Genomic DNA, 13395 nt, shown 5'->3' with positions numbered 1-13395 from the left:
TAGTTTGATTAACGCTTTGCAGCGCCTTCGGGTGATCGGGGCCGCAAGAGCCTTCGCGCCGCGGCCGATCATCCGATCCACTTCAGGAGAACGCAGTGCCGTTTTTGAGCCAAGATTCGCATCGTCTGCCGGAAGGCGTCCTGTTGCGGGAGTCGCATCACAGGGTCTCGGACGGCGTCGCCTCGGCGCTCGATCTGGTCTCGGCTGCGATCGTCCGGGCCGAGGGGGCCGAAGCGAAGGCCGCCTTGAGCGATGTGGCCTCCCTGCTGCACGGACATGCCGAAGTGCATCTGATGCTCGCGCGGCCTCAAGGCGAAGCCCTCGTCGATGCCGCAGCGCACGTCCGCAAGTTGGGCTGCGCGATGCGCCGGTCTCGACTGGACGGCATGAAGATCCAGCTGATCTTCGACACCGAGTGCGTCCCCCTTCAGTCGGAGCGGTGCTGGCGGCTTGGTCTGATCGTCCATGACCTGATCGCGACGGCGGCCAAACACGCCTGTTTCGATGCGCGTGCCGGTGAGATCAAGGTCAAGCTGACCCGTCGCGGCGCACTGGTGAACTGCGTCGTGCTGGACAACGGCTCGCGTTCGGTGCGGTCGGATGCCGGACGGCGCGTTCGGACCGACAACGACCTGGCCAGGAGCCTGGGCGGTCGGATCGAACAGGGTTTTGGCAGCGAGTTCACGTCGATCGTTCTCTCGTTTCCGCTGACCGAACGCGAGCGGCAGACGAATTGGGGGATGGCGACGCGGCGCATGAGATTGACTCGGCCCGTCAAGGCCAAGGCGGCCGACCCCGCGCCTGTTCCTTCGCCTGCCCCCGTCTCGCACCAAGCCAATCAACCCGTTGCAGCCAAGCCGGATCCGAAACCGTCCGATGCCTTGGGTCAGCTGTTCGCATCCCCCAACCGCATGGTCGCGCTATGAAACCTCCCTGTCCCAAATTCGTCCGTGACAAGCGCTTGATGAGGCCCGTCAGCGGACTGACACTCGCGCTCGTTGCCGCCGCGCTCGCAGGCTGCGACGATCACGCGGCCGCTCCCGCTGCCCGCGCCGCCTTCGTGCGCACGGAAATCGTGCAGCCGAAGGATCGGCAAGCCTCGATCACCTTGACTGGTGAGGTCCAGCCTCGCTTCCGCGCCGATCTGTCGTTCCGTGTCAGCGGACGTGTGATCGCGCGCTTCGTCGAAGTCGGGACCCACGTCGAGGCGGGCGAAGTGTTGGCACTGCTCGACCCGGCCGAACAGGAGGCCGATGTCGATGCCGCGACGGCCGCAGTGCTGGCGGCCGAAGCCCAGCTTCGTGTGGCGAAGACGACTTTCGAGCGCCAGAAGTCGCTGATCGCAAGCGGCTTCACCACGCGCACGGCCTACGACCAGGCGCAGGAAGGATTGCGAACCGCTGAAGGTGCGCTTGAATCGGCGCGAGCGTTGCTGGGGACGTCGAAAGACGCCCTCGGCTACACCGCGCTGCGGGCCGAGGCAGACGGCGTCGTCACCGCCCGCAACCTCGAAACCGGTCAAGTCGTACAGGCGGCGCAGCCGGTCTTTTCGCTGGCGCAAGACGGCGAACGGGACGCGGTCTTCGATGTGTACGAGTCGATGTTTCTTGGAGATGCCGACGGCGGCGACGTTTCGTTGAGGCTGGTGGCCGACTCGGGCGTGACCGCGAACGGCGAGGTTCGAGAGATCTCTCCGGCCGTCGATCCGAGGAGTTCGACCATTCGGGTGAAGGTGGCGATCAAGGCTCCGCCCCCCACGATGACGCTTGGAAGCGCCGTCGCGGGAACGGTGAAAGTAAAGGCCGAGCGGCAGGTCGCCCTGCCATGGAGCGCCTTGATGGCGGCGGGCACCAGACCCGCGGTCTGGACCGTCGATCCGGCGACGCGGATCGCCTCCCTGAAGCCAGTGATCGTCGGTGGCTACGAGGCCGGGGAAGTGTTGATCAAGGCGGGTCTCGAGCCCGGCGAGCGCGTGGTGGTGGACGGCGGCAAACTCCTGAGCGTGGGCCAGCCCGTGACTTACGAAGGAGATCATTCATGACGAGCCCCGTGACCATCGCCGGCACGCTGGCATGCGCGCTTGCGCTTGCCGGATGTCAGCCGGAGGCGAACGCGCCTCAGCCCACGCGTCCCGTCCAATCGATGCTTCTCCAGGCCGATCATTCCGCCGATACGGTCGCGGTGGGCGTCATCGAGCCGCGCTACAAGACCAATCTCGGCTTCCGCGTGCTGGGACGCCTGACGAGCCGTCCCGTCTACGTCGGTGATCTCGTCAATGAGGGACAGACGATCGGCACCATCGACGCGACGGCCCTCGAACTGGCCGTTCGCGCCGCCAAAGGGCAGCTGGCCAAGGCCGAGGCGCAGTTCGCGACGGTTCGAGCGACGGAGGAACGGCAGCGGACGCTCATCACCACCGACGCCACCACGAAGCAGACTCTGGACAATGCCGAGCAGGCGCGCGCCGGCGGCGAAGCAACGGTAGCGCGCGAACAGGCAAATCTAACCAAAGCGATGGAGCAGCTCGGCTATTCGCAGATCAAGGCCGACTTCGCCGGCGTGGTCACCGCGATCGGCGCGGAAGTCGGCCAGGTGGTGTCCCCTGGTCAAACGGTGGTGACGATCGCAAGGCCGGACGTTCGCGAAGCCGTCGTCGATATCGGCGAGGACTTTCCTCTAGCGCTGGAGATCGGGCTCCCGTTCACGGTCACGCTGCAGCTTCTTCCCGCTGTTCAGGTGCAGGGGACCGTCCGGGAGATTGCGCCCCAAGCCGATGCGGTCACCCGACTGCGGCGCGTCCGGATTGCCCTCGACAATCCGCCCGACAGCTTTCGGCTTGGCGCGACCGTGACCGCCAAGCTCGACAGGGCTCAACCCCGGGCCCTGCACGTGCCTGCTTCGGCGCTGCTCGCCAAGGAAGACGCAAATTTCGTCTGGGTGGTCGATCAGACCGCCAACACGGCCTCGCTGCAAAAAGTCGACGTCGTTGCCGATCCAACCGGTCTCCGCGTCGTCGGCGGTCTCGCCCCCGGCGCCCGCGTCGTCACCGCCGGAATCCACAGCCTCAAGCAAGGACAGCAAGTCCGCATCGAACAGGATCAGAAGCCATGAAGTCGTTCAACCTCTCCGACTGGGCGCTCGGTCATCGTTCGCTCGTCTGGTATTTCATGATCGCCTTCATGGCGGCGGGCCTGTTTGCCTACCTTCAGCTGGGCCGGCAGGAAGACCCAGACTTCACCATCAAAACCATGGTGATCCAGGCGCAGTGGCCGGGCGTCTCGCCCGCGGAAATGACCCGGCAGGTCACCGACAGGATAGAGAAGAAGCTCGAGGAGCTGGAATCGCTCGACTACACCAAGAGCGTCACCGTCGCCGGCCAGACCACCGTCTTCGTCTATCTGCGTGACACCACCAAGGCCGCCGACGTGAAGCCGACCTGGATCCGGGTCCGCAACATGATCGCGGACATCAAGGGCGAGTTTCCGCAAGGGGTGATCGGCCCGGGCTTCAATGATCGCTTCGGCGACGTGTTCGGCAACATCTACGCCTTCACCAGCGACGGCTTGAGCCAGCGTCAGCTGCGCGATCACGTCGAAGACATCCGCGCCAAGGTGCTGACCGTGCCGGACGTCGGCAAGGTCGACATTCTCGGTGCGCAGGACGAGGTGATCTATCTCGAATTCTCGACCCGGAAGATCGCGGCCCTTGGCCTCGACGTCCACGCCATCATGGCCTCGCTGCAGGGGCAGAATGCGGTCGCGCCCTCCGGTGTGTTCCAGGAAGGGCCGGAGCGGATCAGCGTGCGGGTGAACGGCCAGTTCACCTCGGAGGCAAGCCTGAAGGCGGTCAACCTTCGCATCAACGATCGCTTCTTTCCCCTCACCGACGTCGCAACCATCACGCGGGGCTATGCCGATCCGCCAAGCACGCTGTTCAGGTACAGCGGCGAGCCGGCGATCGCGCTGGCCATCGGCATGAAGTCCGGCGCAAACCTGCTTCACTTCGGCGAGGGCTTGAAGGAGGAAATGACCAAGATCATCGCCGACCTGCCGGTCGGCGTCGGCGTTCACCAGGTCGCCGATCAGCCCGTCATCGTCGAGCATGCCGTTTCCGGCTTCACGGAAGCGCTGTTCGAGGCCGTGATCATCGTGCTCGGCATCAGCTTTCTCAGCCTGGGCTTGCGCGCAGGCCTGGTGGTTGCCGTTGCGATCCCGCTGGTGCTCGCCATCACCTTCGTCGTGATGGCCTATGCCGGGATCTCGCTTCAGCGGATTTCGCTTGGCGCGCTGATCATCGCGCTGGGCCTGCTGGTCGACGACGCCATGATCGCCGTCGAAATGATGGTGGCGCGGCTAGAGATCGGCGAACCCCTGGAGAAGGCCGCGACCCACGTCTATACGTCGACCGCGTTTCCGATGCTGACGGGCACGCTGGTCACGGTGGCGGGGTTCATCCCCATCGGGCTCAACAGCAGCAATGCCGGTGAGTTCACCTTCACGCTATTCGTGGTGATCGCCGTCTCCCTGATCGTGTCCTGGATCGTCGCGGTGCTGTTCACGCCGCTGCTCGGCGTCACGATCCTGCCCGCCAAAATGAAGGGCCATCATGGAGAGAAGGGCCGCGTGGCGCAGTTGTTTGCGCGTCTGCTTCTGTTCTGCATGCATCATCGCTGGACGACCATCTCGGTGACGGCCGCAGCCTTCCTCGTCGCCTTGTTCGGTCTTCAATTCGTGCAGCAGCAGTTCTTCCCGTCCTCGGACCGCGCCGAGCTCGTGATCGACTGGAACTTGCCGCAGAACGCCTCCATCGCCGACACGAACGTCCAGATGGCCCGGTTCGAGCGCGAACAGCTTCAGGACAACCATTCGGTCGATCACTGGTCGACCTATGTCGGGACCGGCTCGCCGCGTTTCGTCCTGTCTTTCGACGTGCAGACGGCGAACACCTGGTTCGGCCAGATGGTGGTCGTGACCAAGGGCGGCATCAAGGCGCGTGACCAGGTCAAGGCGCAGTTCGAGGCGTACCTGAAGAAGACGTTCCCCGGCACCGACACCTACGTCAAGCTGCTCGAGGTCGGTCCTCCGGTGGGGCGTCCCGTGCAGTACCGCTTGAGCGGGCCTGACATTGGCAAGCTGCGGGATCTTTCGCAGAAGCTTGCCGGGATCGTCCGGAGCAGCCCCGATTTGGGCAACGTCGTGTTCGACTGGATGGAGCCGGCGCGGGTCGTCAAGGTCGACGTTCTCCAGGACAAGGCGCGCCAACTCGGCGTGACCTCCGAGGACATCGCCACCACCCTGAATTCGGTGCTCGAGGGCACGCCGATCACCCAGGTGCGCGACAGCATCTACCTGGTCAATGTCACGGGACGGGCGACCGCGGCGGAACGAGCGTCCATCGATACTCTGCGCGATCTGCAGTTGACGGGCGTCGGTGGTCAGTCCGTGCCCCTCGGGGCCGTGGCCAATCTGCGCTACGAGCTCGAGCAGCCGACGATCTGGCGGCGCGCGCGGATCCCGACCATCACCTTGAAGGCGGGCATCGTCGGCACCGCGCAGCCCAAGACCGTGGTCGATCAGCTCGCGCCGAAGGTGGCGGAGTTCATGAAGGAGCTGCCGGCGGGATACTCGGTGAATATCGGCGGCTCGGTGGAGGAGAGCGCCAAGAGCCAGGCGCCGATCGTGGCCATCGTTCCGCTCATGCTGTTCGTCATGGCGACGGTGCTGATGATCCAGCTGCAGAGCTTCCATCGCCTGTTCCTGGTGTTCGCGGTCGCCCCGCTCGCCGTGATCGGCGTCGTCATGGCTCTGTTGCCGAGCGGAGCGCCCCTCGGCTTCGTCGCCATCCTCGGCGTGCTGGCCCTGATCGGCATCCTGGTCCGAAACTCCGTGATCTTGATCGTCCAGATCGAGGACCTCAGGAAGGAGGGACGCCCGGCCTGGAACGCCGTGGTGGAGGCGACCGAGCATCGCATGCGACCGATTCTGCTGACGGCCGCCGCCGCAAGTCTCGCTCTGATTCCGATCGCGCGCGAGATCTTCTGGGGCCCGATGGCCTACGCAATGATGGGCGGCATCATCGTCGGCACGCTGCTGACGCTGTTGTTCCTGCCGGCGCTGTATGTGGCCTGGTTCCGCATTCAGCCCGATCTCGACCATGAAACATCCGCGGAGGAGCCTGCCGTGACAGCGCACGACGCCCCCCGTCCGGAGGCGCCGACGCCGGCACACGTTCCCGCGTCCAAGCCGACGCCCGTCCTCGAAACCCAGTCCTGAGAGAGAGAACACCATGACACGAAAGACACTGATGCTGTCGCTCACCGCGACGCTCGCAACAGCGACGCTGTCGCCGCATGCCGCATTCGCGCAGTTTCCGCCGCCGCCTCCGATGGCCGGACCTCCGCCGATTGTAGCCGGCGGTCAGCCGCCGCTCGCAGGCGGGGGCCCTCCGGCCTTTGCGGCTCGTCCTGCGATGGGACCCGGCGGCGGTGCGCCGCGTGCCGGCCTCGCCGGCGGGGCGCCTCGTCTCGGTGCCGGACCCGCGGCGCGCGGCGATCTCGCAGGGGTCGGAAGGGGCGGACCGGCGAACGCCACCCGAGGCGCGTCGGTCGGTAACGGCCGCTTCGGCGGCTACGCCCGTTACGATGGATCGCGGTACGGCTATCGCGGTGCGTATGCGGCGAGCGCTTACGCGGGAGCCGCTGCGGGTTACGCGTATGGACGCGGCTACTCGTCCGATAGCGACTGCTACTACACCTACACGCGCCACCGTCGCGTTCTGGTCTGCGACTGACGACCACGAAAGTCCGTCCTTTGGGGTCGCGTCGGCCCGCCGAACAGATCGGCGTGGCTGACGACTCCGCACCCGGGACCTATCAGCTGCAGCACGCGCATGTGAACGCGAGTGTCTTGACTATTTAATAAACTATACCGTATAGTTCATTAAATAGTTGGTTATGCGGGCCGGCCGGCGGAACGAGCCGCCGGCTTGAACAACCGCAAATCAAGGGCAAGAACCATGAACTTTCAGCCTCGACAAAATCTCGCGACCGCCGACCGGCATCTGCCGTTCGATTGCATCGCCCTGCTGCTGCAGGGCGGCGGCGCCTTGGGGGCATACCAGGGAGGCGTCTACGAGGCCTTGGCCGAAGCCGACATCCATCCAGACTGGATCGCCGGCATTTCGATCGGGGCGATCAATGCCGCGATCATCGCCGGCAATCCGCCGAACGCCCGGGTCGACCGGCTCCGCGAATTTTGGACGCAGGTGACGCTGGACGCGCCGTTCACCGATCTGATGAACGGCGATCACAACCGCAATTTTCTCAATCAGGTGAATGCGGGCTTTGCGGCGGTGTTCGGGGCGAACGGATTTTTTTCCGCGCGGCCGTTCGCGCCTTGGCTGCAAGCGGGTGGAACGCTTGCCGCCACCAGCATCTACGACACCAGCGCGCTGAAGACGACGCTGGAGCGCCTGGTCGATTTCGATCGCATCAACGCCGGTCTGACGCGGTTCAGCGCAGGGGCCGTGAACGTGAGGACCGGCAATATGGTCTATTTCGACACTGCCACCCATACCATCCGGCCGGAGCACATCCTGGCGAGCGGTGCGCTGCCGCCGGGCTTTCCGGCCGTCGAAATCGATGGCGAACAGTATTGGGATGGCGGGCTCGTATCCAACACTCCGTTGCAGTGGGTGATCGAGTGCGGCGCCCGACAGGACACGCTTGTGTTTCAGGTCGATCTCTGGAGCGCGCGCGGCCAGATTCCGGGCAACATGGCGGAAGTGATCACTCGCCAGAAGGAAATCCAATACTCCAGTCGCACGCGGGCGAGCACGGACCAGTTCAAGAGCCTGCACCGGTTGCAGCGAGACCTGGCGGCTCTCTTGAGCAGGCTGCCGGAAGACCTGCGCGATCAGGAGGACGTCAAGCTGCTCAGGACCGCCGCCTCTAATAACGTGCATAGCCTGGTCCACCTGATCTATCGCGCGCGGGACTACGAAGGCCACTCCAAGGACTACGAGTTTTCCCGTCTGTCGATGCAGGATCATTGGCGCGCCGGCTATCACGACGCCTTGCGCACCCTTCGGCATCCCGAGGTGCTGGCCCGCCCGACGAGTGCGGACGGCGTCTCCACGTTCGATCTTGAGCACGACGGTCGCGAATAGGCCGGCTCTTCCCAATCACAGGACAATTCAAATGCGCGAGAGTGAAGTCGTGAGGCGTGCGTTCGCCATGCCGCTGACGAATCCGGCATATCCGCCGGGACCGTATCGTTTCGTCGACCGCGAATACCTGATCATCACCTATCGTACCGATCCGGCGAAGCTGCGATCGGTCATCCCGGCTCCGCTCGAACTTGACGAGCACGAAGCGCTGGTCAAGTACGAATTCATCCGCATGCCGGATTCCAACGGATTCGGCGACTATACCGAGAGCGGCCAGGTGATCCCCGTGTCGTTCCGCGGGCGCAAGGGCGGCTACACCCACTGCATGTTCTTGAACGATGAGGGACCGATCGCGGGCGGCCGGGAGCTCTGGGGCTTTCCGAAAAAGCTCGGCCAGCCGACGCTGCGGACCGAACTCGATACGCTCATCGGCACGCTGGATTACGGTCCGTTGCGGGTGGCGACCGGCACGATGGGATACAAGCACCGCGAAGCCGACCTGGCGCAGGTCAAGGCCGCTCTGGAGGAGCCGAACTTCCTGCTCAAGATCATCCCGCACGTGGACGGCACTCCGCGGATTTGCGAGCTCGTCGAATATCACCTCGAGCAACTCGTCCTGAAGGGCGCGTGGACCGGCCCCGCCGCGCTCTCCTTGACGCCTCACGCCCTCGCTCCCGTGTCCGATTTGCCGGTGCTCGAGATCGTGTCCGCGGTTCACATCCGCGCAGACCTTACGCTGGGATTGGGCAAGGTCGTTCACGACTATCTGCAGCAGTCGATCCGGCGCCCGGTCGGGAGCTACGAGCGAGCCCTTGTCACCTGAGTGACGGTCTCGACGGGCTGCGTAGGTCCGGAAACACCGCGGCGTGGAGCCGCAGCACCTCACAAGAAGGAAAGACCAAATGAGTATACTGAAAGGTAAAGTCGCAGTCGTGACCGGCTCAACCAGCGGCATCGGTCTAGGCTATGCTCGTGCTTTCGCGGGCGCCGGGGCCAACGTCGTGCTCAATGGAATGGGGGCGCGGGCCGATGTCGAGAACGAGCGCTCTGCGATCGAGAGGGAATTTGGCGTCAAGGCGGTCTATTCGGCTGCGGACATGGACAGCCCGGACCAGATCGCCGAGCTCATCGCGCTGGCGGAAAGCACCTTCGGCAGCGTCGATGTCCTCGTGAACAATGCCGGCGTCCAGCACGTCGCCCCTGTCGAGGAGTTTCCGGTCGACAAGTGGAATGCGATCATCGGGATCAACCTGTCGTCCGCCTTCCACGCCATCCGTGCAGCCGTGCCCGGCATGAAGAAGCGCGGCTGGGGCCGGATCATCACCACGGCCTCGGCGCATTCGATAGTCGCTTCGCCCTTCAAGTCGGCCTACGTCGCCGCCAAGCACGGCATCGTGGGACTCACCAAGACGGTGGCGCTGGAGCTCGCCCGGTCCAAGATCACCTGCAACTGCATCAGCCCCGGATACGTCTGGACGCCGCTGGTGGAGAAGCAGATCCCGAACACGATGGTGGCGCGCAACATGAGGAGGGATGAGGTGATCAGCGAGGTCCTGCTCGCGGCCCAACCGACGAAGGAATTCGTCACCGTGGAACAGGTAGCTTCGCTGGCGCTGTTCCTGTGCAGCCAGGACGCCGCCCAGATCACCGGCGCCAACCTTTCCGTCGACGGCGGCTGGACGGCCGCGTAGTCGCCGAAACATCAGACACTGGGAAGCGGACCGCGAAAGAATTGCTCGCGAACACCTGCGCTAGATCAAGCGACGGTGCTCCCAGCTGCGACCCCCTAGTACCGAACATCAACCAACATCTGGAGAGAAGATCATGAACAAGCGACTACTCGCGACTGTCGTTGGCTGTGCCTGCCTTACCTTGGCGACGGCCGCCGAGGCCCGAACCTCTTACGATGGATCCTGGAATCTTCTTTTCGTGACGCAGCGCGGCAGCTGTGATCCGACCTACAGCTTTTCCGTGAACATAAACGACGGATTCGTCACGCATCCCAATCTGGTGAAGTTTGCCGGCCACGTCGGACGTTCGGGCGCGGTTCACGCGTCGGTTACGGTCCACGACAAATACGCAGCAGGGTCCGGGAGACTGACGCGAGACGCCGGTCGCGGGAGCTGGAGTGGCCACGCAGCAGGGGGGCGCTGCTCGGGATATTGGACCGCGCAACGAAACGGGTAGGAAGCAAGATCGGAGGGTAGCCGGCGAGGCCTGCTCCGATCCAGCTCATGCCAAAGCTCGCGGCCCTGACCCGCCTCCGGGTGAGCATGAGCTCGGCCGACGCCGTCCCGATGCCCGCGCGCTGCAGCATCTGGGTTCGCGCTCCTGGGCGGGTATCTGGCCGCGCATGCGGGCGATCTCGTTCCGGATCCAGTGGAGTTTCATAGGGCGCTGAGATCGTCCGGCACCTCGCCGAACTTCCGGATCAGCTTGGCGTCGCTGAAATCGCCGCTGGACGGGTCTCCTGTCCGCGAAAACGCGACGGCGCCGGCGCAGCCTGGTTTCCGCGAGAGCGCTTCGGCGCGCATGACGGCGGCGTTGGCGCTGAGGCACTCTATCGCCTCGCCGGGCGCGACCCCGTCGTCGGCCATGACGAACGGCAATGCCACGTAGTAGGTGACGTCCATCGCAGTCACTCCTTGCGTTCGCGCTGCGGGCTATGCCGCCCGCGTGAATATCCTTTCGAGACCGCCGCGCGTAGCTCGTTGGCCTCGGCCTCGAGAAAGTCGATGGCGATCAACAACGCCTTGACCGCCTCCCGGGGATCTCCGCCGCAGGCTTCGATGGCCTGATCGGCGGCGAGCTCAAGATCGCCCTCGGCGGGCGCAGCAGGTTCGGAAGCGGCGGACATGCTTCCATGTTCTTCATTTGTTCCAATGAGTCAATGGCTCTCCGTTGGATTCCGCTTGTTGCGAGGGACCGTGCGGATGAATCTTCGCCCGGAAAGGCTGGCCTGTCGGAACTGGCATCTGCCGTTCGTCTTGAATCCAGGCCAACCCAAACGGAGTTCTGCGTACCATGGCGCCGCGTGCCAACTGGAAAGGCTTCCTGCGTCTGTCCCTCGTGACCTGCCCCGTCGCTCTCTACCCGGCCACGTCGGAGAGCGAAAAAATTTCGTTCAACCAGCTCAACCGGGCGACGGGCCATCGCATCAAGTACCTGAAGGTCGACGCGGACACCGGCGACGAGGTGCCCAACGAGGACATCGTCAAGGGCTACCAGTTCGAGAAGGACCAGTTCATCGAGGTCACGAAGGAGGAGCTCGAGGAGATCGCGCTGGAATCGACGCGAACCATCGAGATCGACGAATTCGTCGACAAATCCGACATCGACCCGCGCTACCTGATCCGGCCCTATTATCTCCGGCCCGATGGCAAGGTTGGGCATGACGCCTTCGCGGTGATCCGCGAGACCATCCGCGAGATGGACAAGGTCGCGATCGGTCGGGTCGTGCTAACCAACCGCGAGCACATCATTGCGCTCGAGCCGATGGACAAGGGACTCGTCGGCACGCTGCTTCGCTATCCGTACGAGGTACGCAGCGAGCAGGAATATTTCGACGAGATCCAGGATGTCAAAGTCACCAAGGACATGCTGGACCTCGCCAGGCACATCGTGAACCAGAAGGCGGGGCAGTTCGATCCCGAGAAGTTCGAGGACCACTACGAGAGCGCGCTGATCGATCTCATCAACCAGAAGCGCGCCGGCAAGCCGATCACGCCAAAGTCCAAGCCGGCGGCGGGCAACGTCGTCGATCTGATGGAGGCGCTGCGCCGGTCAGTCGGCAAGGAGGCCGCGCCTGCGAACGCGGCCAAGCCCGCCAAGAAGCCGAAGAAGGCGTCCGCGGGCCAGAAGGAGATGCTGATGCCCATCGCCGGCAAGAAGCCTGCGAAGGAGGCGGCCGCGAAGAAACCCGCCGCCAGGCCGCAGCAGAAGTCGGCCTGAAACTAGTGGTAGGAGGTTCGCATGGACATGAAGGAAGCCTCAGCGATGACGGAAGCCTCCGGCCTGGTGAACGACCCAGAAGGCGCGGAGTTGGCTGTTGCGGCCAGGCTGAATGCCGAAGCGAAAACGGCCGCCGACTTGCGACGACCGCGCCCATCTCAAGACGTCGCCCTGCGCTTGGCGGATCGCTTGCGCGAGACAGCGATGAATGCCCCGCTGCGGTCGCTCTTGGCCGCCTTTTTGGTTGGAGTCTGGGTCGCGCGCCGGCGCTAAGGTGAAGTCGTTCCGAGTTGTCGGAACCGCTTCGCTCAGTCCTCCGGACCCCTTTCGCTCGCGGGGCACTCCGGGCACGTGTCCCCGATGGAATCGAGCACTTCGAGGATCGCCGCGACGGCATGATCGGTCGAGATGCCTGCCGGCGGATATTTGCAGGCGAGGTCGACTGCTCTCTGGCGGGCATGGGGGTCGGCGCGGTCCTGCATCCAGCCGTGCTCCTCGCATTCGCGGATGGCGCCTGCCTCCTGCAGCACCGAGATCGCCCAGCCGCGCAGCGTCCGGATCGTAGGCCGCCTCTCCTTGAACATCAGCATCGAAATCGCTCCTTGGCCTTCGACCGAATCCTTGTCAGCCACCGTGCGTTCCGCGCTGCTACCACAGCCCAGGGATTCGAAATCGCGGCACCGCGCTTTTCCACGTGTTCCCCCGGTGCTGACCGAGGAACAAGGCGCCCGGCGCGCCCATTGAATCGGCGAGTGCGAGTTGCGTGGAGTTGGTCGATGACCGCCGAGAAGCTGGTGCAGGACGCCGTCGAGCGGGCCCAGGCCATCCTGGCGCGCTACGTGGAACCGGGCGAGCGGGACTGCGAGCGCACGATCAACGACCTGCTCGACGTTCTCGATCGCGACGAGGTCGTCGCCGCGGTGGAGGAGCTCGAACGGCGCGGGGAGGCCGTCAACGAGCTTCGGCGCCTTCTCGACCGAAGTCCGCCTTCATGGAGTTCTCCGCCCCGGAATGCGGCCGATCCCGACCTGCCGCCGATGCCACCCGAGAAGCGGCCGCAGGATCCGGGCATGGACGGCAGCGACATGCGCTTCGAGGGCTTCCGTGTGGAGACCAAAGAGCACGCCGGCGAGTACCCCGACACGATGCCGCAAGTCATCGAAGTCACCGACGCCGAGGGCCGGAAGGCCGCATACGTGCCGCTCAGCCGCGACGGCAAGGTGGTCGAGAGTTCGGCGGTCGTGGACAAGCTCAAGCAGTGCCAAGACAGCGACTGAG

The 13395-nt window shown here is 64.6% G+C and carries 14 protein-coding genes; 11 read left to right on the top strand and 3 right to left on the bottom strand.

Annotated features, from left to right (window positions below; translation table 11 throughout):
* The first annotated feature begins 95 nt into the window (after positions 1–95).
* The 8 genes from GGD66_RS25060 to GGD66_RS25025 all read left to right on the top strand — a co-directional run bounded on the left by GGD66_RS25060 (position 96) and on the right by GGD66_RS25025 (position 9857).
* Positions 96–926 (top strand): sensor histidine kinase, encoded by an 831-nt coding sequence (locus tag GGD66_RS25060; RefSeq protein WP_312014181.1) that lies wholly within the window; start codon positions 96–98, stop codon positions 924–926.
* 38 nt (positions 927–964) lie between these two features.
* Positions 965–2041 carry an efflux RND transporter periplasmic adaptor subunit gene (locus tag GGD66_RS25055; RefSeq protein ID WP_246788970.1) on the top strand — a complete coding sequence of 359 codons (1077 nt, stop codon included), beginning with the start codon at positions 965–967 and terminating at the stop codon, positions 2039–2041.
* Positions 2038–3111 carry an efflux RND transporter periplasmic adaptor subunit gene (locus GGD66_RS25050; RefSeq protein ID WP_183259295.1) on the top strand — a complete coding sequence of 358 codons (1074 nt, stop codon included), beginning with the start codon at positions 2038–2040 and terminating at the stop codon, positions 3109–3111. The genes GGD66_RS25055 and GGD66_RS25050 overlap by 4 nt, the downstream gene beginning before the upstream one ends.
* Positions 3108–6272: an efflux RND transporter permease subunit gene (locus tag GGD66_RS25045; RefSeq protein ID WP_183259294.1), complete on the top strand. Its 3165-nt coding sequence runs from the start codon at positions 3108–3110 to the stop codon at positions 6270–6272. The genes GGD66_RS25050 and GGD66_RS25045 overlap by 4 nt, the downstream gene beginning before the upstream one ends.
* A 13-nt stretch (positions 6273–6285) precedes the next feature.
* Entirely contained in the window at positions 6286–6789 is a 504-nt protein-coding gene (locus tag GGD66_RS25040) for a hypothetical protein (RefSeq protein WP_183259293.1), read from the top strand.
* 225 nt (positions 6790–7014) lie between these two features.
* On the top strand, positions 7015–8166 hold the full coding sequence (locus GGD66_RS25035; protein WP_183259416.1) for a DUF3734 domain-containing protein: 1152 nt from the start codon (positions 7015–7017) through the stop codon (positions 8164–8166).
* A 31-nt stretch (positions 8167–8197) separates the two neighbouring features.
* On the top strand, positions 8198–8989 hold the full coding sequence (locus tag GGD66_RS25030) for an acetoacetate decarboxylase (protein WP_183259292.1): 792 nt from the start codon (positions 8198–8200) through the stop codon (positions 8987–8989).
* Between the two features lie 79 nt (positions 8990–9068).
* Positions 9069–9857 carry a 3-hydroxybutyrate dehydrogenase gene (locus tag GGD66_RS25025; protein ID WP_183259291.1) on the top strand — a complete coding sequence of 263 codons (789 nt, stop codon included), beginning with the start codon at positions 9069–9071 and terminating at the stop codon, positions 9855–9857.
* Between the two features lie 696 nt (positions 9858–10553).
* Here the strand turns inward: GGD66_RS25025 and GGD66_RS25020 are convergent.
* Positions 10554–10799: a hypothetical protein gene (locus GGD66_RS25020; RefSeq protein ID WP_183259290.1), complete on the bottom strand. Its 246-nt coding sequence runs from the start codon at positions 10797–10799 to the stop codon at positions 10554–10556.
* A gap of 5 nt (positions 10800–10804) precedes the next feature.
* Complete coding sequence (locus tag GGD66_RS25015) at positions 10805–11023, bottom strand: hypothetical protein (protein WP_183259289.1); 219 nt, start codon at positions 11021–11023, stop codon at positions 10805–10807.
* 167 nt (positions 11024–11190) lie between these two features.
* Between GGD66_RS25015 and GGD66_RS25010 the strand changes: the two genes are divergently transcribed.
* Positions 11191–12117, top strand: coding sequence for a Ku protein (locus tag GGD66_RS25010; RefSeq protein ID WP_183259288.1), 927 nt, complete (start codon positions 11191–11193; stop codon positions 12115–12117).
* A gap of 21 nt (positions 12118–12138) precedes the next feature.
* Entirely contained in the window at positions 12139–12390 is a 252-nt protein-coding gene (locus GGD66_RS25005) for a hypothetical protein (RefSeq protein ID WP_183259287.1), read from the top strand.
* A 35-nt stretch (positions 12391–12425) separates the two neighbouring features.
* Here the strand turns inward: GGD66_RS25005 and GGD66_RS25000 are convergent, their stop codons facing one another.
* On the bottom strand, positions 12426–12707 hold the full coding sequence (locus GGD66_RS25000) for a hypothetical protein (protein ID WP_183259286.1): 282 nt from the start codon (positions 12705–12707) through the stop codon (positions 12426–12428).
* 186 nt (positions 12708–12893) lie between these two features.
* On the opposite strand from GGD66_RS25000, the gene GGD66_RS24995 reads away from it, so the two are divergent.
* Positions 12894–13394 (top strand): hypothetical protein, encoded by a 501-nt coding sequence (locus tag GGD66_RS24995; RefSeq protein ID WP_183259285.1) that lies wholly within the window; start codon positions 12894–12896, stop codon positions 13392–13394.
* The last annotated feature ends 1 nt before the right edge of the window (position 13395 follow it).

Origin of the sequence: Bradyrhizobium sp. CIR48, assembly GCF_014198315.1 — a bacterium.
GTDB lineage: Bacteria > Pseudomonadota > Alphaproteobacteria > Rhizobiales > Xanthobacteraceae > Bradyrhizobium.
Note: the sequence above shows the minus strand (reverse complement) of the source record. Positions and strands in the feature narration are given on the sequence as shown.